Origin of the sequence: Lysobacter firmicutimachus (assembly GCF_037027445.1) — a bacterium.
Lineage (GTDB): Bacteria > Pseudomonadota > Gammaproteobacteria > Xanthomonadales > Xanthomonadaceae > Lysobacter > Lysobacter firmicutimachus.
This window is the reverse complement of the sequence record NZ_JBANDL010000002.1, coordinates 2,718,856-2,737,275: the sequence shown is the minus strand read 5'-3', so window position 1 is coordinate 2,737,275 and position 18,420 is coordinate 2,718,856. Positions and strand designations below refer to the sequence as shown.

Annotated in this window: 18 protein-coding genes; 1 reads left to right on the top strand and 17 read right to left on the bottom strand. The window is 70.2% G+C overall.

Annotated elements, in window-relative coordinates:
• Positions 1–112: 112 nt before the first annotated feature.
• Positions 113–1,486: an amino acid permease gene (locus V2J18_RS12080; RefSeq protein WP_064748289.1), complete on the bottom strand. Its 1,374-nt coding sequence runs from the start codon at positions 1,484–1,486 to the stop codon at positions 113–115.
• Positions 1,487–1,646: 160 nt separating this feature from the next.
• On the opposite strand from V2J18_RS12080, the gene V2J18_RS12075 reads away from it, so the two are divergent.
• Positions 1,647–2,567, top strand: coding sequence for a 5'-nucleotidase (locus V2J18_RS12075; protein ID WP_064748288.1), 921 nt, complete (start codon positions 1,647–1,649; stop codon positions 2,565–2,567).
• 140 nt (positions 2,568–2,707) lie between these two features.
• Here the strand turns inward: V2J18_RS12075 and V2J18_RS12070 are convergent, their stop codons facing one another.
• The 16 genes from V2J18_RS12070 to V2J18_RS11995 all read right to left on the bottom strand — a co-directional run bounded on the left by V2J18_RS12070 (position 2,708) and on the right by V2J18_RS11995 (position 18,374).
• Complete coding sequence (locus V2J18_RS12070) at positions 2,708–3,220, bottom strand: CHRD domain-containing protein (protein WP_064748287.1); 513 nt, start codon at positions 3,218–3,220, stop codon at positions 2,708–2,710.
• Positions 3,221–3,401: 181 nt separating this feature from the next.
• Positions 3,402–3,953 (bottom strand): DUF2939 domain-containing protein, encoded by a 552-nt coding sequence (locus V2J18_RS12065; RefSeq protein WP_064748286.1) that lies wholly within the window; start codon positions 3,951–3,953, stop codon positions 3,402–3,404.
• Positions 3,954–4,292: 339 nt separating this feature from the next.
• Positions 4,293–5,471, bottom strand: coding sequence for a DUF4785 domain-containing protein (locus V2J18_RS12060; protein WP_064748285.1), 1,179 nt, complete (start codon positions 5,469–5,471; stop codon positions 4,293–4,295).
• An 11-nt stretch (positions 5,472–5,482) separates the two neighbouring features.
• Entirely contained in the window at positions 5,483–6,370 is an 888-nt protein-coding gene (locus V2J18_RS12055) for a hypothetical protein (RefSeq protein ID WP_064748284.1), read from the bottom strand.
• Between the two features lie 235 nt (positions 6,371–6,605).
• Positions 6,606–7,760, bottom strand: coding sequence for an MFS transporter (locus tag V2J18_RS12050; protein WP_064748283.1), 1,155 nt, complete (start codon positions 7,758–7,760; stop codon positions 6,606–6,608).
• Between the two features lie 119 nt (positions 7,761–7,879).
• Complete coding sequence (locus V2J18_RS12045; protein WP_336131893.1) at positions 7,880–8,566, bottom strand: DUF2461 domain-containing protein; 687 nt, start codon at positions 8,564–8,566, stop codon at positions 7,880–7,882.
• 157 nt (positions 8,567–8,723) lie between these two features.
• Positions 8,724–10,166 (bottom strand): exodeoxyribonuclease I, encoded by a 1,443-nt coding sequence (gene sbcB, locus V2J18_RS12040; protein ID WP_336131892.1) that lies wholly within the window; start codon positions 10,164–10,166, stop codon positions 8,724–8,726.
• Between the two features lie 4 nt (positions 10,167–10,170).
• Positions 10,171–11,538, bottom strand: coding sequence for an FAD-dependent oxidoreductase (locus tag V2J18_RS12035; protein WP_336131891.1), 1,368 nt, complete (start codon positions 11,536–11,538; stop codon positions 10,171–10,173).
• Between the two features lie 47 nt (positions 11,539–11,585).
• Positions 11,586–12,875, bottom strand: coding sequence for a kynureninase (gene kynU, locus V2J18_RS12030; RefSeq protein ID WP_064748279.1), 1,290 nt, complete (start codon positions 12,873–12,875; stop codon positions 11,586–11,588).
• 4 nt (positions 12,876–12,879) lie between these two features.
• Positions 12,880–13,254 (bottom strand): 5-carboxymethyl-2-hydroxymuconate Delta-isomerase, encoded by a 375-nt coding sequence (locus V2J18_RS12025; RefSeq protein WP_064748278.1) that lies wholly within the window; start codon positions 13,252–13,254, stop codon positions 12,880–12,882.
• A gap of 64 nt (positions 13,255–13,318) precedes the next feature.
• A complete protein-coding gene (locus V2J18_RS12020) occupies positions 13,319–14,329 on the bottom strand; it encodes an amidohydrolase family protein (RefSeq protein ID WP_064748277.1) in 1,011 nt (336 codons plus the stop codon).
• 178 nt (positions 14,330–14,507) lie between these two features.
• Entirely contained in the window at positions 14,508–15,038 is a 531-nt protein-coding gene (locus V2J18_RS12015) for a 3-hydroxyanthranilate 3,4-dioxygenase (protein WP_064748276.1), read from the bottom strand.
• Between the two features lie 2 nt (positions 15,039–15,040).
• Complete coding sequence (locus tag V2J18_RS12010) at positions 15,041–15,475, bottom strand: RidA family protein (RefSeq protein WP_064748275.1); 435 nt, start codon at positions 15,473–15,475, stop codon at positions 15,041–15,043.
• Entirely contained in the window at positions 15,472–16,152 is a 681-nt protein-coding gene (gene can / locus V2J18_RS12005) for a carbonate dehydratase (protein WP_336131890.1), read from the bottom strand. Before can ends, V2J18_RS12010 begins: the two co-directional genes overlap by 4 nt.
• 8 nt (positions 16,153–16,160) lie before the next feature.
• Positions 16,161–17,588 carry an aldehyde dehydrogenase gene (locus tag V2J18_RS12000; protein WP_064748273.1) on the bottom strand — a complete coding sequence of 476 codons (1,428 nt, stop codon included), beginning with the start codon at positions 17,586–17,588 and terminating at the stop codon, positions 16,161–16,163.
• A gap of 105 nt (positions 17,589–17,693) precedes the next feature.
• Positions 17,694–18,374 (bottom strand): hypothetical protein, encoded by a 681-nt coding sequence (locus V2J18_RS11995; protein ID WP_064748272.1) that lies wholly within the window; start codon positions 18,372–18,374, stop codon positions 17,694–17,696.
• Positions 18,375–18,420 lie beyond the last annotated feature (46 nt).

The following is an 18,420-nucleotide window of genomic DNA, read 5'->3' as shown; positions in this document are numbered from 1 at the left end:
CGCCGCCCCGTCGGCTGCGGGCACGGCAGCTCGAAATGACATTAAGTGACGCGCGATTAATTTCTTCGATCAACGACTTGGCCCATATTTCTAACGACGAATCGAGCCTGGATCAGCGGCCCGCCCGCAGGCGCCGGGCGACCTCGCTGAGCGCGGCGATGACCAGGGTCAGGGCCACGGTCGACAGCAATTGCACGCGCGGGCCCGGGGTCATCAGCGCCAGGGCGAACACCAGGGCGAGGATGCCCAGCCCCAGCCACGTCACGTAGGGGAAGGCCCACATCTTGAACGGCAACGCGGTGCCGGCCCGATCGGCGCGGCGGCGCAGGATCAGCTGCGAGAGCAGCGACAGCGTCCACACCAGCAGGCAGGTCGAGCCGACCACGTTGAGCAGCGCCGGCAGCACTTTCTCCGGGTACAGCAACTCCAGCGCGGTGGCGACGAAACCGAAAGCGACGCTGGCCAGCACCGCCGCCACCGGCACCTGGCTGCGGCTGAGGTGGGTCAGGAAGCGCGGCGCCTCGCGGCGCTGGGCCAGCGAGTAGATCATGCGCGAGGCGCCGTAGAGGTTGGCGTTGAGCGCCGACAGCAGGGCCACGACCGCGACCAGGGTGATGGCGGTGGCCGCGCCCGGAATCCGCGCCGCCTCCAGCACCGCCGCGAACGGCGACTTCAGCGCCTCGCTGGTCCACGGCACCACGGCGATGATCACCGCCAGCGAGCCGACGTAGAACACCAGAATGCGCCAGGCCACGGTGCGGATGGCCTGGGTGATGCTGCGTTCCGGGTCCTGGGTTTCGGCTGCGGCGACGGCGACGATCTCGGTGCCCCCGAACGCGAACACCACCACCAGCAAGGCCGCGCCGACCCCGGCCCAGCCCTTGGGCGCGAAGCCGCCGTGATCGGTGAAATTGGACAAGCGGGGCGAGGCCACCTCGGGCAACAGGCCCAGCAGCAGCGCCGCGCCGATGGCGATGAAGGCCAGGATCGCGCCGACCTTGAGGATCGCGAACCAGAACTCGAATTCGCCGAAATTGCGCACCCCGAGCAGATTGACCAGGGTGAAGGCGGTCATGAACACCAGCGAGGTCGCCGCCACCGGCAGGCCCGGCCAGACCGTCGCCAGCAAGCCGGCCGCACCGACCGACTCCGCCGCGACCACGATGACGATTTGCACCCACCACAGCCAGCCCAGGGTCGCACCGGCGGTCGGCCCCATCGCATCGGCGGCGTAGACCGAGAACGCGCCGCTGGTTGGGCGCGCCGCCGCCATTTCGCCGAGCGCGCGCATGACGATGATGATCAGGGTGCCGGCGATCAGATACGACAGCAGGACCGCCGGTCCGGCGGTCTGCACGCCGACGCCGGAGCCGAGGAACAGGCCGGCGCCGATCGCGCTGCCCAGGCCCATCATCACCAGTTGCCGCGACTTGAGCGCGTGGCCGAGCTGCGGATCGGAAGCGGGCGAGGCGGGGCTGGCGGGCATGGAGCGGGTCCGGACTGGCGAAAGGGCAAGGATAAGGGCAGACGCCAGCGGATAGGAGCCGGGAGGCCGGCGGCCGTCGGAGCGTTGCGCTGTCATCGGGTCGTCCGCTGCTTCTCTCCGCCGCCGCCACATCCGCCCGGACGCGTCCTACAATGCCTCCATGCCCGACCGTGATGCCGACCCCCTGATCGTCGCGATTTCCTCGCGCACCCTGTTCGACATGGAGGACAGCCACGCGCTGTTCGAGCGCGAGGGCATCGACGCCTATGCCGCGTTCCAGCGCGATCACGAGGACGACGTGCTGCGGCCTGGCATCGCGTTTCCGTTGGTGCGCAAGCTGTTGGCGCTCAATCACGGCGCGCAGGCGGAGGCGCCCCGGGTCGAGGTGATCCTGATCTCGCGCAATTCCGCCGACAGCGGCCTGCGCATCTTCAATTCGATCGCCCATCACGGCCTGTCGATCAAGCGCGCGGCCTTCAGCAACGGCGCGCCGCCGTTTCCCTATATCCGTCCCTTCGGCGCCGACCTGTTCCTGTCGGCCAATGCCGAGGACGTCGGCGCCGCGCTCGCCGCCGGCGTGGCCGCGGCGACCCTGCTGCCGGCGACTCCGCCGTCGCGGCTGGCGCCGCATCTGAGTCCCGATCAATTGCGCATCGCCTTCGACGGCGATGCGGTGATCTTCGACGACGAAGGCGAGCGCGTGTCGCGCGAGGGCGGCCTGGCCGCGTTCACCGAGCACGAGCGCAGCCACGCCGGCGAGCCGCTGTCGGGCGGCCCGTTCCGCGGCTTCCTCGACGCCCTGCATCGGCTGCAGGCGGCGTTTCCGGTCGGCCAGGACGCGCCGATCCGCACCGCCTTGGTCACCGCGCGCTCGATTCCGGCGCACGAGCGGGTCATCCGTACCCTGCGCGAGTGGAACATCCGCCTCGACGAAGCCTTGTTCCTTGGAGGCCGCTCCAAGGGGCCGTTCCTGGAAGCCTTCGGCGCCGACATCTTCTTCGACGATTCCGAGCACAACATCCGCTCGGCGCGCGATCACGTCGCTGCCGGTCATGTGCCGCACGGCGTGGCCAATCGCTGAGCCTCCGTCGCGGCGCGAACCACAGACCACGCCCGCGCGCGACTTGCGCGGCGTCGTCGTCCGACCCTGGGAAAGTTGAGACGACCTGGTCCGGACGGCGGTTGTTTCGAGCCGGCGTCGCGCCGGTTCGATCGGGCGCCTCAGTCGTTGCGCCGATCGCCGAGTTGGCTGCGCACTTCGCCGCCCGGGAACTTGCTGGTATGCACGTTCGCGTAGGCGTTGCCTTGGCGCAGCGCGCGGACCAGCTCCTCGAATTCGCCGGCGGCGATGCCCTGGCCGGCCGGGCCGACCACGTCGGCGGGCAGGATGGTGCCGGTGATGCGCGCCGGCGGCGCCGGGCAGGCCTGCACGCCGGGCGGCGTCGGCGGGCTGGCGAGATTGGAGCACAGCCATACCGCAATGCCGCCGTTGACGCCGCGCTGGCCCAGGTGGATGTGCGCCTGGGTCACGGCGCCTTCGAGATCGGAATAGGACAGCTCGTAATGGATCGCGCCGCCGTCGCCGATGCGGGCGCGGAAGCCGCCGCCGCCTGCGGTGGAGACCAGGGGCACCTCTTGTTCGCCTTCCAGGACCGCGCGGAATTCGTGGTGCTCGGCTTGCGCCGGGGCGATGGCGAACGTCGCGATCAACGCGCTCAGGGCGATGCGTTTCATGTCGTCGACCCTCATGACTGCGGATGGACGAGCGGACGCTGCGCCCGACGGCGTTAGTCGAGGGTGAAAAACCGGCCGGCACGAATCGTGCCGGAGGCGCGGTCGACTACGGCGACCGGCGGTGCGGCTCTTGGCACGGTCGATGCGTCGCCGGCGCGCCCGGGCGAGGCGGCGGGGCGGGTCAGGGCAACATGCGCTCCAGCGGCACACGCACGTCGGTGACGGTCCAGTTCAGGCCGTCGCGGGTCAGCACGAACACCACCGGGTCGCCGTCGGCGTTGGCGACGGTGGCGGTGAAGCGCGAGGGCGATTCGAAGCGATAGCTCAGCTTCTTGAGCGGTTCGGCCGGCGCCACCGGCGCGTAGGCGTCGCGGTCTGCGGCGCTGCCGTCGACGCGGCGCAACAGCTTGCGGCCTTCCAGTACCGCGCCGATGCCCATCGGCGTAGCGATCGCATCGACCGCGGTGCCGGCGACGCTGCCGGCCAGGCTCAGACCGATCGCACCGAATGGATTGGACTGCACCTCCGGCCCGGCGCGGCGCACCAGGTAGTCGTTGACCTGGGCTTTCAGGCTGAGCCGTATGGCGGCGAAGTCGACGTGTTTGGACAGCTCGCCGGGGTTGCCTTCCTTGACCGCAGCACGGATCGCACGCACGGTCAGGAACGGGCCGGCGGCGACGTAGCCGAGCAGCAGGGCCAGGACGAGCGCGAGCGCGGCGATCCATTTCTTCATCGGGGCGGTCCGGTGAGGGTGAGCCGACAGATTAGCGGTGTCGGCCTTACGCCGGCTTAAGCGGCGCGATAGTTCGTCGCCGGCGTGGGCCGGCGGCCTCAGTGTGCGAGGACCGCCTTGCCTGTAGGAGCGGCGCGAGCCGCGACTCACCGCGGCGACGCACGCGAGCGTGGCCGCCGGAGACGCGATGCCGCACGGCTCTCACCCCAACCCCTCTCCCGCAAGCGGGAGAGGGCCTACCTAGATGCGAGGCTGCTGCGCGGGGCGCTGACGGCTAGAAAGCGTAGCCATCGCCCGGCAAGCCGGAGACGGGGCTTTGAACCGCGAGCGACGCGGCGCTCAGCGCCCGATTCGCGCGGCGCGTTCGCGCCGCTCGACCGGGGCCAGGCGGCTCTGGTCGTTGAGTTCGAGCTGGCGCAGTTCGAACGGTGCGCCGAAGCCGGACGGCAGTTGCTGGCGGTCGAAGGCCAATTCGATCCGGCCCTGGCCGCGGTCCAGCCACTGTGCGCTGTGGGCGATGGCGACCGGGCGCAGAGCGCGGTCGGGGCCGCTGGCGTACAGCGTGCCGCGTACTTCGTAGCGGCCCGGCGAGGCGGCGCGGACCGGCAGATCGAAGCTCATGCGGCGCGGGTCGAAGGCGTAGCGGCCTTCCAGGCGCGCGGTCGGCTGGGCCACCGCGAGCGCGGTGCGCACGTCGCGCTGGACGTCGCCGGCGGCGGCGAACACCTGAACCTCCCACAGTCCCGGCGGTTGGTCGCCGGCATCGGCCGGCAGCGCCACCGGCGCGCGCAGGCGGCCGTCGCGGCCGCGGCGCAGCGGCACCGGCCAGCTGCGGCCCGAGGGCGCGACCAGCAAGGCGCTGCCTTGCGCGTCGGCGATCTGGCGCGGGCCGTCGCTGAGGTCGACGATCACCTCGCTGCGGCCGCCGGCCAGGGCGCGGTCGCGGCTCAGCGATGCGTGCAGGCGCACCGGGCTGTGCGGTTCGTACACGTGCACCAGGTAGCGGCCGCGCGCCTGCGCGACCTGCAGGGCGTAGTGACCCGGGCCGGCTTCGTCGGCCAGTTGCACCGCGGCGCTGCCGTCGGCGACCTGCAGCCCGGCGGCCTGCAATTGCGCCGCGTCGTTGCGCTGGGCCAGCGCGACCGGCCGGCCGGCGCGACGCAGTTGCACCGCATCGGCGGGTACCTGCGCCGCGCCGGCGACCGGGCTGACCCGGATCAGGGCGCCCGGCGCGCTGGTGGACAGGTCCAGGCCGCGCTGCAACTCGGCGCCGTCGGCCTCTTGCCAGTACTCGCGGCTCTCGACCACGCTCGGTTGCGTATCCGCGGTCAGCGGCGCATACGGGTCCAGCGCCCAAGAGAAGCGCACCGGTGCGCGCTCGATCGCGGCCTTGGGCGCGGCCAGCGCGCTCAGCCGCTGCGGCACCTGGTCGGCGCTCGCCGGCGGCAGCATCGGCGCATCGGCGGCGAAGGCATCGGCGACTGCGGCGAGCAGTGCGAGAGTCAGGATCGTTCGCATGGTCGTCGGCCTCATTGGGTCATGTCGCTGCGCAGGATGGTGTTGAGGTTGAAGCAAGCGCGCCGGCTCTGGTTGTGGCTCAGCGGCTCGCCGCCAGCGGTGCGCTGCTTGTCCTGGAACCAGACGCTGCCCGCGGCCGACTGGCTGGAGCAGTTGAGGAAGCCGTCGGAGCAGCTGTCGAGCCAATTCTGGGTGGTCTCCAGGCCGACGTTCTCGGCGTAGCCGCCGCAGTAGCTGTCGCCGTCGAACGGCGAGGAATCGACGTCGGTGCCGACCACGCTGCGGAACGGCTTGGGCAGGGCCGGGCGGCCGGCGGTGCCATAGAGGTTGTTGCGGTTGTAGTTGGCCATCCAGCTGACTTGCTGCATCTTCACCGCGTCGGATTTGTAGCCGAGCAGCCAGCCGACCGCCTGTTCGAACACGTTGCCGTTCATCGCCGCATCGGCGAGCGGGGTGCCGGCCGAGGACGGCGCGATCGCGTTGACCCGCACGGTCTTGGCGATGATGTTCGGATAGCGGCTGTCGTAGGTCGGGTTGGACAAGATCCAGCGCATCACGTTGCCGCCGTTGGAGTGGGTGATCACGATCAGGCGGGTGATCTGCTTGGCGGCGATGAAGTCGGTCAATTGCTGGGCCAGGCAGCCGGCGGCGCGGCTGTCCCACATGTACTGCTCGAAGTCGCAGTTGACCACGGTGTAATTGGCCGGGTTGGCCAGGCCCTGGCGCACGCTGTCGACCATCGCCGGCTTCCAGTAGTCCTGGTAGGCGTTGGTCTGTTTGCCGGTGCCGTGGACGAAGGCGACGCCGGTGTTGGCAGCGGCGGCCAGCGGCGCGGCGGCGAGCGCAGCGGCGACGGCGGCTGCGGCCAACGGTCGCAACCGATTGCGGAATTGTTGCATGTCTGCTCCCCGAGAATGCCCGACGCGCGATGCCGAATTCCTTTCGGCACGTCCGGCGATCCGGCCGTCGCTTCCTGCGTGGCCCAGGATTTCGAGCATACGTAGGCGCATGTTGCTGTCATGCGGCAGTGCGGTAGCGGGGCGATGTAAAGCGTGATCCTTTGTGCAGTTCGCGCAACTGTGCCGCGTCGCTGCGCGAATCGGCGCGCAGCGCTGCGCGACGGCGGCGATCGGATCAGGCGTGGGCTTCGGTGCGGCGACGTTGCATCGACACGTGCACGGCGAGTGCGGCCGCCGAGCAGGCTGCGCCGGCGGCGAAGGCCAGGGCGCCGCCGCCGCGTTGCCAGGCCAGCGCGGCCATGCCGGCGCCGAGCACGCCGCCGATGCCGCCGCTGAAGCCGTACAGCAGGCCCTGCGCCGCGGCCATGTCGCGCCGTTGCGGGAACAGTTCGGCCATGCGCCGCATCGTGCCGGCGTGGAATGCGGCGAAGCTCAGCGCGTGGCTGACCTGGGCCAGCGCCATCCAGGCGAACGAGCCGGCGAAGGCGGCGACCAGCACCCAGCGCACGGCGGTGGCGAGGATGCAGGCGGCGATCAGGCGCGGCGCGCCGAAGCGCTGCACCAACCGCGGCGCCTGCCAGAACATCGCGATCTCGCACAGCACGCCGATCGCCCACAGCAGGCCGACCGCGAAGCCGTCGTGGCCGTGCGCCTGCAGATGCAGGGTGTAGAACACGTAGAACGGGCCGAAGCCCAGTTGCACCAGCAGCACGGTGATCAGCAGCGGGCGCATCCCCGGGCGCCGCCACAAGGCGTCGCGCGGCGCGTCGGCCGCCGGCGGCGGCTGCGCCGGATCGGCGCGATGCAGCCAGGCCGCGAACGCAGTCAGCGCCAGCCAGGGCAGGGTGAGCCAGATGAAGACGTCGTCGCCGAGCCGGTCGAGGAGCCAGCCGTAACTGGCCGCGACCAGCAGGAAGCCGATCGAGCCCCACATGCGGATCTGGCCGTAGTCGTGATTGCGCGGGCCGAGCGCGTTGAGGGTCATGGCCTCGAACTGCGGCATCACCGCATTGAAGCAGACCGCGAACAGCCCCATCACCGCGAACAACGCCAAGCCGCCGTCGTAACGCAGGAAGCCGGCGAAGATCAGCGCCGCGAGCAGGCAGCCGGCGAACAGCCAATGGCCCGGGCGCGGGCTGCGCGCGACCCAACGCGCCCAGGTCGGCGGCGCCACGATGCGGCCGCCGTACCACAGCGCCAGCATCGCGCCGACCGCGTAGCCGCCGTGGCCGTGGCTGGCGACCCAGCGGCCGATGTAGGGCGTGTAGGCGCCGAGCACGCCGTAGTAGCCGAGGTAGAACAGGGCGTAGCGGCGGAAGTCGGCGGGCACCGGAGCGGCGTCTTGCGGAGGGCGGACGCGTATTAGAACAGGAGGCGGCGGGCAGGAGATAGGCGGCGCGTGCTGCGACCTTCGCTCCCCCTTGTCTCCCGGCCGCGGCCGCCCGGTTCTCAGAATTCCAGGTCCAGCGCCGCGCACAGGTAGTCGGTGAACGGCGCCAGGCCCTGCAGGTCTTTTTCCAGGGTAGACAGCAGGCGCGGGCCGGTCATGGTGGCGTCGTCGATGGCGCGCAGGGCGACGAAATTCTTGCGCCGCAGGTCGTCGGCGAATTCGAACTCGGCCGGGAAGCCGCGCGGGGCGCGGGTCAGCATTTCGCTGTCGTCGAGGTCGAAGCGCTTGCGGAACGCGGGCGCGTAGGCGGCCGCTTTCCAACTGCCCGGGTTGTCGAGGACGAAATGGCGGATCTTGCGCAGGGTGTCCGGCTGCGGATGCCAGACGCCGGCGGCGATGAAGCACTCGCCGCCCTGCAGGTGGATGTAGAACGAGGGCGCTTCGATCTGGCGCCCGCGCTCGTGGAACAGCCGCGCGCCCTGATGGGTCTTGTACGGCGCCTTGTCGTTGGCGAAGCGGGTATCGCGCTGGATCCGGAACAACGAGCCGCCGACGTTCTTGGGCTCGCTGCGGTAGTGCTCGCTGACCTGCGCCAGCACCGGTTGCAGATCGGTCAGCAGGCGCAGGAAGGGGCCGCGTACGCGCTCCTCGAAGGCCGCCTTGTGGGCGTGGAACCATTCGCGGTTGTTGTTGCGCGCCAGCGAACGCAGGAATTTGAAGCTGGCCTCGGAGAAGTAGCTGGGCATAAGGCGGAAGTTGGCGGCAGAGTGGGTAGACGGCCGAAACGGAACCGGCGGAGAGAGAGTAGCCCGGGGCGGGACGGAGCGGTGTGGAGGTCGCGTTCGGCCGGGCGCGGCGGAAGCGCGTCCCGGCCGTGCTCGCTGCTCGCCCTACGGCCCCGACTCAGCCCAGGCTGCGCTCGATCTCCGCCGCCCAGGCCTGCAGCCGGTCCAGCAGCACCTGCTTGGCGCCGTCCTCGCCGGCCATCGCGCGGGCCTGCTGCAGTTCGGCGCCGAAGCGCTCGAACCCGTATTCGGCCAGGCCAGCGTCCTGGGTCAGGCGCCGGCGCCGGTAGTCGTCCCAGCGCCGGCGTTCGCCGGCGTCCAGGGTATGCGGCCAGTTGCGCGCCCGGTAGCGGAACAGCAGCTCGGGCAAGCGTGCGTCGCGGAAGTCGAAGACCACGCTGTTCAGCGCTTCCGGCGCGGTGCTGCGGACGATCCGGAACAGGCGCTTGTCGGCTTCGTTGATGAAGGCATCGTAGAGCGAGCCGTCGACATCGCCGGGCTCGCGCGCCGAGTCCTGGGCGTAGACGCAGCGGACTTTCTCGACCAGCTCCGGCCCGGCCTCGCGGATTTGCGCGGCGCGGCGCTCGACCTGGGACGGGTCGATCCGAAGCCGGTCGAAATCGGCCGGACGCAGATGGTTCCAGGCGATCAGCGACGGACAGCGGTTGAGGTGCACTTCCTTGAGCGCGATCCGCTCCTCGCCCTCGGGCAGGTCGGCGGTCGGCGTGTACAGACGGTCGGCGATCTCGTCCGGCGCCAGGTTCAGCAGCGCCAGCGGGTCCTGGGCCAAGTCGAACACCAGCACCCGGTTGTCGATGCGCGGGTGCCGCGCCAGCGGCAGCACCGGCGCGGCGCACAGCCGCGCGGCCGGATAGCGCTGGGAGACATGCAGCACCGGAGTCATGCCGATGACGTCGAGCAAGCCGGCGGCGAAGCGCTTGTCGCGCAGGCGCAGGGCGTACTCCCACAGACGCGGCTGCGCGGTCTTGAACTTGCGCGCGATGCCGATCAGGGCGCGCACGTCGGACAAGGCCTCGTGCGCGTCGCCTTCGCGCACGCCGTTGGCCTCGGCCAGGTGTTCGAGCTTGAACGAGGTCGCGCCGTCCTCGCGTTGCGGCCAGACCACGCCGTCCGGGCGCAGCGCGTGCGCCAAGCGCAGCACATCGAGCAGGTCCCAGCGCGAATTGCCGTTGCGCCACTCGCGCTCGTACGGGTCGTAGAAGTTGCGGAACAGGCCGTGGCGGACGAATTCGTCGTCGAAACGCAGCGAGTTGTAGCCGGCGCTGCAAGTCTGCGGGCGCGCCATCTCGTCGAAGATGCGGGCGAAGATTTCGGCCTCGCCGACGCCGTCGCGCAGCGCGTCCTGCGGCGCGATGCCGGTGATCAGGGTGGCGATCGGCGAGGGCAGCAGGTCGTCGGCGGGCTTGACGAACACGCTGATCGGCGTCTCGACCGGGTTGAGGTCGGGGTCGGTGCGGATCGCGGCGAACTGGGCGATGCGCGTCGTGCGCGGATCGGCGCCGAAGGTTTCCAGGTCGTAGAACAGGAAGCTCGCGGCCATGGGCTCACTCGTCCGTGGGCAGCGGGCTCAGGCGCGCGCACACGGTCGCGTCGACCGCGTCCCAGTCCAGGCTGCCCAGGCTGTCGTGGCCGCGGGTCAGTTCGACCAGCAGTTCGCGCTGGCGCTGGCCGCGCTCGAACGCGACTTCGTAAGGCATGCGGTGGAAGGTGACCATGGCGTAGCGCGGCATGAACCGGTCCGGGTGGCGCTCGGCCAGCTCGCGCTCCAGGGCGCGTTGCAGCAGGTAGTCGTCGTCGTCGACCCGGTCGCGCATCTCCAGATAGTTTTCCAGCGCCATGGCCTGGATCGCGCGCGCGCTGGGCAGGCGCCGGGCCTGGAACTCGGCGAAGGCGCGGGCGCGATCGTCGTCGGCGAGCAGGCGCTCGGCCAGGGCCACGCAGTCCTCGAATGCGCAGTTCATGCCCTGGCCGTGGAACGGCACCATCGCGTGCGCGGCGTCGCCGAGCAGCACGGCGCGGTCGTCCAGGTGCCAGCGGTCCAGGTACAGGGTTGCCAGCAAGCCGGTCGGATTGCGCTCGAAGTCCTCTTCCAATTGCGGAATCAGCGGCAGCGCGTCGGCGAAATCGCGTTCGAACAAAGCCCGCGCGTCGGCGCCGCTGCGCACGCTGGCGAAGCTCGGCTCGCCTTCGTTGGGCAGGAACAGCGTGACGGTGAAGGTGCGCTCGTCGTTGGGCAGGGCGATGCACATGTAGCGGCCGCGCGGCCAGATGTGCAGGGCGTTGGGTTCGATGCTGAAGCCGCCGTCGGCGGCCGGCGGGATCTCCAGCTCCTTGTAGGAATGGCCGAGGAATTCGGTGCGCTCGCCCAGGTCGGCGGCCTGCTTCATCGCCCCGCGCAGGGCCGAGCCTGCGCCGTCCGCGCCGACCAGGCTGTCGAACACGATCTCGTGGGAGCTGCCGTCGCGGTCGTCGTGGAACACCGCCAGCCGGCGCTCGAAATCAACCGAGTGCAGGCCGCGATGGAAGTGCAGCTGCGCACCGGCGTCCTCGGCGATCTGCAGCAGGATCAGATTGAGCTCGCCGCGATGCACCGACCAGATCACTTCGCTGTCGTCGCGGCCGTAGCGCTGCAGGTCGGTGCGGCCGTCGAGGAAGTGGACCATGCGGCCGCGCATCATCACTGCCTGCGCCATCACCGCATCGTCCGCCCCGGCCAAGCGCAGCGCGTGGCGGCCGCGCTCGGCCAGGGCCAGGTTGATCGAGCGTCCGCCCTGGTAACCCTGCTGGCGCGGATCGCCGCGCTTCTCGTACACGTCCACCTGCCAGCCGCGGCGGGCGAGCAGGGTGGCGAGCAGGGCGCCGGCGAGGCCGGCGCCGATGATGGTGAGGTGCTTGGGAGCGGCGTTGTTCAAGGCGTCGGGTCCTTGGGATCGACGAAGCGCGGGTTGGCGATGCGTGCTCAGGCGGGATGGACCCAGGCTTCGACGGTCGCCGCGAAGCGCTGCACGTCGGCATGGGTGTTGTACAACGGCGCCGGCGAGATCCGGATCACGTCCGGTTCGCGCCAGTCGCCCAACACGCCGTGCGCGGCGAGGTGGTCGAACAAGGCGCGGCCGGCCTCGCGGCCGACCAAGCCGCGGCCGCCGATCACCCGCAGCGAGAGCTGGCAACCGCGCTGGGCCGGGTCGGCCGGGGTCACGATGTCCAGGGTCTGTTGCAGGCGCGTGCGGATCAGCGCTTCCAAGTAACCGGTCAGACGCCGCGACTTGTCGCGCAGCGCCGCCATGCCGACCCGGTCGAACAGCGCCAGCGAGGCGCGCAGCGGCGCCAGGCCGAGGATCGGCGGGTTGCTGAGCTGCCAGCCTTCGGCACCGACGGTGGGGACGAATTCCGGCCCCATGCGGAAGCGGGTCGCGGCCTGGTGGCCCCACCAGCCGGCGAAGCGCGGCCGGTCGGTGTCGGCATGGCGTTGGTGGACGAAACAGCCGGCGACCGCGCCGGGGCCGGCGTTGACGTACTTGTAATGGCACCAGACCGCGAAATCGGCGCCGCTGTCGTGCAGGCGCAGGTCGAGGTTGCCGACGCCGTGAGCGAGGTCGAAGCCGCACAGCGCGCCCTGGGCGTGGGCGAGGCGGGCGATTTCGGCCAGGTCGAAGGCTTGCCCGGTGCGGTACTGCACGCCCGGCCACAGCACCAACGCCAGGCGCGGGCCGTGCTCGGCGATGGCGCGTTCGATGCGTTCCATCGAGATCAGGCCGCCGGGGCGGTCGGGTTCGAGCTCGATCAGGTCGGTGGCCGGGTCGAAACCGTGGAAGGCGATCTGCGAAGCCACCGCGTAGCGATCCGACGGAAAGCTGCCGGCCTCGATCAGGATCGCCGGCCGCTCGCGGGTCGGGCGGTAGAAGCTGACCATCATCAAATGCAGGTTGGCGGTCAGCGAGTTCATCGCCACCACTTCCTGCGGCTGCGCGCCGACCAGGCGCGCCAGCGGCTCGCGCACCAGCTCGTGGTAGGGCATCCACTGCGCCTGGCCGGTGAAGTGGCCTTCCACCGCCTCGGTCGCCCACTTGTCCAGCACTTCCTCGACGTGGGCGCGGGCCCCGCGCGGCTGCAGGCCGAGCGAGTTGCCGACGAAATACGCCTGTTCGGCGCCGCCGTGGCGCGGGACCAGGAACTGATCGCGCAGGCTCGGCAACGGATCGGCGGCGTCCAGGGCGGCGGCGTGGGCCGCGGAATGCAGGTCGGTCATGGGCTCAAAGCGGGTCCGGTGCGAGTACATGTTTGCGATAAACGTCGGCGACGATCTCGTCGACTTCGACGCAGAGTTGGAATTCGGCCGCGCCGGCCGAAGCCGGCAACAGCGTGCGCAGCGCGTCGAGCACGGCCTGCGACAACGCCGCGCGCACCGCAGCGTCGCGGCCGGGCAGGATCTTGAGCTGGACGTGGACGAAACCGCGGCCGGCATCGGCGGTGCCGATCCGGTAGTGATCCAGGCGCAGAGCCCGGCTCTTGATCGAGACCTCATCGAAATGACCGCTGTCGGCGAGGACGCGGTTGATCGCCGCCAGCGCGGCATCGGCGTCGAAGCCGGCGAGGTTGGCGGTGTAGTGCAGGGTCAGGTGCGGCATGCGGGGCTCGTGGCGGTTCGGTGCGGACGCGTTGCGGCGCAGGACGCGGCGATGCGGCAGCGGCTCATTCGAAGCGCGACTTCGGCAGTCCCAGCCATTCCAGCGCGGTGCCGTGGTAGAGCCGGGCCTGATCGGCGGCCGGCAGCTGCAGCGAGGCGATGCCGGCGCCGGGCGACTGCTCGCCGAGCGGGAAGGGATAGTCGGTGCCGAGCATGACCCGCGACACGCCGCAGGTGTCTAGCAGGTATTGCAAGGCGCGCGGATCGGCGACCCAGGAGTCGAAATAGAACTGGGACAGATAATCGCGCGGATTGCGCGGGTTGTCGGTCGCGACCAGATCGGGACGCATGTTGAAGCCGTGCTCGATCCGGCCGATGGTGTAGGGGAAGCTGCCGCCGCCGTGGGCGAGGCAGATCTTCAGCTTCGGCAGGCGCTCGAGCACGCCGCCGAACACCAGGCAGCAGGCGGCGCGCGACTGTTCGGCCGGCATGCCGACCAGCCAGGGCAGCCAGTACTTGGGCATGCTCGGCGTGCCCATCATGTCCCAGGGGTGGACCAAGATCGCCGCGCCGAGTTCGCTGGCGGCCTGGAAGAACTCGAACAGTTCCGGCGCGTCGAGGTTCCAGTCGTTGACGTGGCTGCCGATCTGCACGCCCTGCAGGCCCAGCTGGTCCATGCAGCGCTCCAGCTCCTGCACCGCCAGCCGCGGCGACTGCAGCGGCACCGTGCCGATGCCGGCGTAGTGGCGCGGGTAGTCGCGGCAGGCCTGGGCCATGTGCTCGTTGAGCGCCTGGTGCAGGTCCAGCGCCTGGTGCGCCTTGGCCCAGTAGCTGAACATCACCGGCACGGTGCTGATGACCTGCACCTGCACGCCGAAGCGGGCGTAGTCGGCGATGCGTTCTTCCGGGTCCCAGGTCTTGGACCAGATCTCGCGGAAGAACTTGCCGTCCTTGTAGATGCGGTGGCGGCCGTCGTCGGTGTGGTGGATCACCGGAAAGCGGTCGTCGCCGTACTTGCGCGCCAGGTCGGGCCAGTCGCGCGGCAGGTAGTGGGCGTGGGTGTCGATCTTGAGCATGACGGCAGTCTACTTGGCCGGTTCCGGCGCTGGCGATCCCGGGCTGGGTTCGGCGCGGTCGTTCAGGCAGGCGGGCCGGTCGTGTTTCATGACCATGCGCACGTGTTGCGCGGCGGCCGCGAGCAGGCCGTTGGGCGGGGGCGACGGCGGTGGCGAGGGCGCCCGCATCGGTCGAGGCTCAGGTGTCGGGCATCGCGTAGCGCGCCGGCGCCGGGTTCAAATGCCCGCACTGGCCGCAGGTGCGGTGCTCGCGCGAGGAGTAGAAGCGGTCGAATACCGGCGGGAAATCGGTCTCGATGTTGCGCAGCTTGAAGAATTCTTCGTACAGCTTGTGGTTGCAGCGTTCGCAGAACCACATCAGGCCGTCGTCCTCGTGCGCCAGGCGCTTGCGCTCGATCACCAGGCCGACCGAGTCGGGCAGGCGTTGCGGCGAATGCGGCACGCGCGGCGGCAGCAGGAAGGTTTCGCCGGCGCGGATCGGAATATCGCGCACCGCGCCGTCCTCCTGAATGCGCAGGATCATCTCGCCCTCGAGCTGGTAGAACCACTCCGGGCCTTCGTCCCAGTGGTAGTCGGTGCGTTGGTTGGGCCCGCCGACCACCATGACGATGAAGTCGCCGACGTAGATCACCTTGTTGCCGACCGGCGGCTTGAGCAGGTGGCGGTGTTCGTCGATCCAGGCTTGCAGGTTGATCGGGCCGGGCAGCATGGTCAGTCCTCGGCGACGCCCGTCGGCAGGCGGGCGATGCATTTGAGTTCGATCGCGATCGGGGTCGGCAAGGCGGTGATGCCCAGGGTGGTGCGGCAGGGCGCGCGTTCGATGTCGGGGAAGTACTCGGCCCAGACCGCGTTGTAGGCGGCGAAATCGCGCGCCATGTCGGTCAGGTAGACGGTGACGTCGACCAAGTCGTCCCAGGACGCGCCGCTGGCTTCCAGCACCGCGCGTACGTTGGCGAACACCGAGCGGCATTGCAGCTCGATGTCGTAGGCGATCAGCCGGCCCTCGGCGTCGTGGACATTGCCGGGCACGGCGTTGCTGGCCGCGTCGCGCGGGCCGACTCCGGACAGGAACAGCAGGTCGCCGACCCGGCGCGCGTGCGGGTAGCGGCCGACCGGGCGCGGCGCGGCGCTCACCGCGTCGCTCATCGCGGCGAATCCCCACGATAGCCGTTGACCCGCGCCACCGCGGCGGCATAGAGACCGTCGAGTTTGTCGTAGGCGTCGACGTCGATGCCCATGTCGTGGACCAGGCCGTTGCGCAGGCTGTAGACCCAGCCGTGCACGGCCAGCGGCTGGCCGCGGGTCCAGGCGTCGCGGACGATGGTGGTCAGGCACACGTTCTGTACCTGTTCGATCACGTTGAGCTCGCACAGGCGGTCGTGGCGCTCGTCGCTGTGCGCGTGGTGGATGCAGCCGGCGTGCTTGTCGGCGACGTCGGCGACATGGCGCAGCCAGTTGTCGGCCAGGCCGACGCGCTGGCTGTGCAGGGCGGCGTGCACGCCGCCGCAGCCGTAGTGGCCGACCACCAGGATGTGCTTGACCTTGAGCACGTCGACCGCGAATTGGATCACCGACAGGCAATTGAGGTCGGTGTGCACGACCACGTTGGCGATGTTGCGGTGGACGAAGACCTCGCCCGGGGCCATGTCGATGATCTGGTTGGCCGGCACGCGCGAATCGGAGCAACCGATCCACAGATACTCCGGCGCTTGTTGGCGGGACAGGCGGGCGAAGAACTCGGGGTCTTCGGCGTTGATCCGTTCGGACCATTCGCGGTTGCGTTCGAGCAGGTCTTCGAGCGGACTGGTGGCGGTACTACTCATTGCAGCGGTCATCCCAGATGGAGGCCGACGTTCTTGGCCTCGGTGAAGAAACGCATCGCCTCGACGCCGCCTTCGCGGCCGAGGCCGGACGCGCCGACGCCGCCGAACGGCGTGCGCAGGTCGCGTTGCAGCCAGGTGTTGATCCAGACCATGCCGACGTTGAGGCGTGCGGCCAGGCGGTGGGCGCGGTTGAGGTCGCGCGTCCACACGCTGGCGCTGAGCCCGTAGTCGCTGGCGTTGGCCAGGGCCAGGGCCTGCTCGTCGTCGTCGAAGGCCTGCAAGGTCGCGACCGGGCCGAAGATCTCCTCGCGGTTGCTGGCGCAGTCCGGGCCCAGGCCTTCGATCAGGGTCGGGGCGACGTACCAGCCGGGCCGGTCGAGCGCGTGGCCGCCGCACAGCACGGTGCCGCCTTCGCCGCGGGCGCGCTCGAGCGCGGCGACGACCTTGTCGAAATGCGCCTGCGAGACCAGCGGGCCGAGCGCGGTGGCTTCGTCGCTAGGGTCGCCGACGCGCAGCGCCTGCGCGCGCTCGACCAGGGCGTCGCGGACTTCGGCGTAGATGCCGCGTTCGATCAGCAGGCGCGAACCGCACAGGCAGATCTGTCCGGAGTTCTGGAACGCCGAGCGGACCAGGGTGTCGAGCTGGGCGCGCCAGTCGCTGTCGGCGAACACCAAGGTCGGGTTCTTGCCGCCCAGCTCCAGCGAGAGCTTGCGCAACATTGGCGCGGCGATGCCGGCGATGCGTCGACCGACCGCGGTGCTGCCGGTGAAGGAGACCGCTTTCACGGCGGGGTGGCGGACCATGGCTTCGCCGACTTCGGGGCCTAGGCCGTGGACGATATTGAGCACGCCCGGCGGGAAACCGATCTGCGCGGCGAGTTCGCCGAGCAGGGTGGCGGTCGCCGGGGTCACCTCGGAGGGCTTGGCGATCACCGTATTGCCGGCGGCCAGGGCCGGGGCGATCTTCCACGTGAACAGGTACAGCGGCAGGTTCCAGGGCGAGATCGTCGCGACCACGCCCAGCGGCGAGCGCAGGGTGTAGTTCAGCCCGGCCTGGCCGTGATGGGATTCGCTGGCGAACTGGGTCGCGGCCTGGGCGAAGAAGCGCAGGTTGGCCACGGCGCGCGGGATCTCGACTTCGCGGGCGAGCCGGATCGGCTTGCCGCTGTCGCGCGACTCGGCCCGGGCGAAGTCGTCCGTGCGCGCTTCCAGCGCCGCGGCCAGCGCCTCCAGCCAGCGTGCGCGCTCGCTGGGCGGCAGCCCGGCCCACCCCGGCAGAGCGCGTTGCGCCGCCGCTGCGGCCAAGTCGACGTCGCCGGCACCGCCGGCGGCGACCCGCGCATACGCCAGCGCACTGGCCGGATCGTGGACATCGAGCCAACGGCCGCTGCCCGCATCGCGGGCCTGTCCGTCGATCCAGTGCCGGAATGTGTGCATGGCGCAAGCTTAACGCGTGGGCCGGGCGGCGCCCATAGCGCGGTCGGGTGGTGTCGGCGATGCGGGCGGCGAGGGCGAGTTCGCTGTCGAGCCGCAGGGCGGGCCTCAATCGGCGCGTGAGGGCGGTTGCCAGTATCGGTTCAGATCGCCGCGGGCGCGGGCGTGCTCGATCAATTGCCGGCGCCGGTCCGGTCCGAACGGTACCGCGAGCACACCGCTGGCGTCGCCGCCGTACCAGACTTCGCAGCCGGGGATGTGCGCATCGAGCCAGTCGGCCACCGCCGCATGCAACACCGGATCGCCGCATGGGTAGTCTTCATAGTAGTAGCTGCCGGACAAGCGGATTTGGAGCAGGCATTCGCCCGGATCGGCGTCTATCGGCGGGCCATCTTGCTCGTAACGCGAACCCGGCGGCGGATCGTCGGGTTCGCGGCTGAGATTCATGCTGCGCTGGACGACCCGCTGGCCTTGCAGGGGGCGCGGATCCAGGTCGTCCTGCATCAGCGCCCACAGTTCGTGCTTGCGTCGGTCGGCTTCGTGGCACAGGCCAGGCTCGTAAAGGTCTGGGTCGCAAAGGCAATAAGCCTCGGCCAGCGGATGTGCGGCGAGTCGTGCATGCCAAGCGACGAGAAGCGCATGCAGATCGGGGTCTGCCCGGTTTTCGATCCAGACGAACCGGTCTGTGCCGATGGCGCGGCAAAGTCCGGCCGAGATCGCGTCGAGCCATGCGTCGTCGACGCGGTCGGCGGCGACGCGGCGGATCAAAATGTTCGCGTAGATGCCCAACGTCGGCCGCCTGTAAGGTTCGCGCCGGCGATGATAGCCCCGGTGC

Bases quoted from the DNA above. Each gene is read 5' to 3' on its own strand.
- V2J18_RS12080 (WP_064748289.1), bottom strand. From the start codon at position 1,486: ATGCCCGCCAGCCCCGCCTCGCCCGCTTCCGATCCGCAGCTCGGCCAC.
- V2J18_RS12075 (WP_064748288.1), top strand. From the start codon at position 1,647: ATGCCCGACCGTGATGCCGACCCCCTGATCGTCGCGATTTCCTCGCGC.
- V2J18_RS12070 (WP_064748287.1), bottom strand. From the start codon at position 3,220: ATGAAACGCATCGCCCTGAGCGCGTTGATCGCGACGTTCGCCATCGCC.
- V2J18_RS12065 (WP_064748286.1), bottom strand. From the start codon at position 3,953: ATGAAGAAATGGATCGCCGCGCTCGCGCTCGTCCTGGCCCTGCTGCTC.
- V2J18_RS12060 (WP_064748285.1), bottom strand. From the start codon at position 5,471: ATGCGAACGATCCTGACTCTCGCACTGCTCGCCGCAGTCGCCGATGCC.
- V2J18_RS12055 (WP_064748284.1), bottom strand. From the start codon at position 6,370: ATGCAACAATTCCGCAATCGGTTGCGACCGTTGGCCGCAGCCGCCGTC.
- V2J18_RS12045 (WP_336131893.1), bottom strand. From the start codon at position 8,566: ATGCCCAGCTACTTCTCCGAGGCCAGCTTCAAATTCCTGCGTTCGCTG.
- sbcB (WP_336131892.1), bottom strand. From the start codon at position 10,166: ATGGCCGCGAGCTTCCTGTTCTACGACCTGGAAACCTTCGGCGCCGAT.
- kynU (WP_064748279.1), bottom strand. From the start codon at position 12,875: ATGACCGACCTGCATTCCGCGGCCCACGCCGCCGCCCTGGACGCCGCC.
- V2J18_RS12025 (WP_064748278.1), bottom strand. From the start codon at position 13,254: ATGCCGCACCTGACCCTGCACTACACCGCCAACCTCGCCGGCTTCGAC.
- V2J18_RS12020 (WP_064748277.1), bottom strand. From the start codon at position 14,329: ATGCTCAAGATCGACACCCACGCCCACTACCTGCCGCGCGACTGGCCC.
- V2J18_RS12015 (WP_064748276.1), bottom strand. From the start codon at position 15,038: ATGCTGCCCGGCCCGATCAACCTGCAAGCCTGGATCGACGAACACCGC.
- V2J18_RS12010 (WP_064748275.1), bottom strand. From the start codon at position 15,475: ATGAGCGACGCGGTGAGCGCCGCGCCGCGCCCGGTCGGCCGCTACCCG.
- can (WP_336131890.1), bottom strand. From the start codon at position 16,152: ATGAGTAGTACCGCCACCAGTCCGCTCGAAGACCTGCTCGAACGCAAC.
- V2J18_RS12000 (WP_064748273.1), bottom strand. From the start codon at position 17,588: ATGCACACATTCCGGCACTGGATCGACGGACAGGCCCGCGATGCGGGC.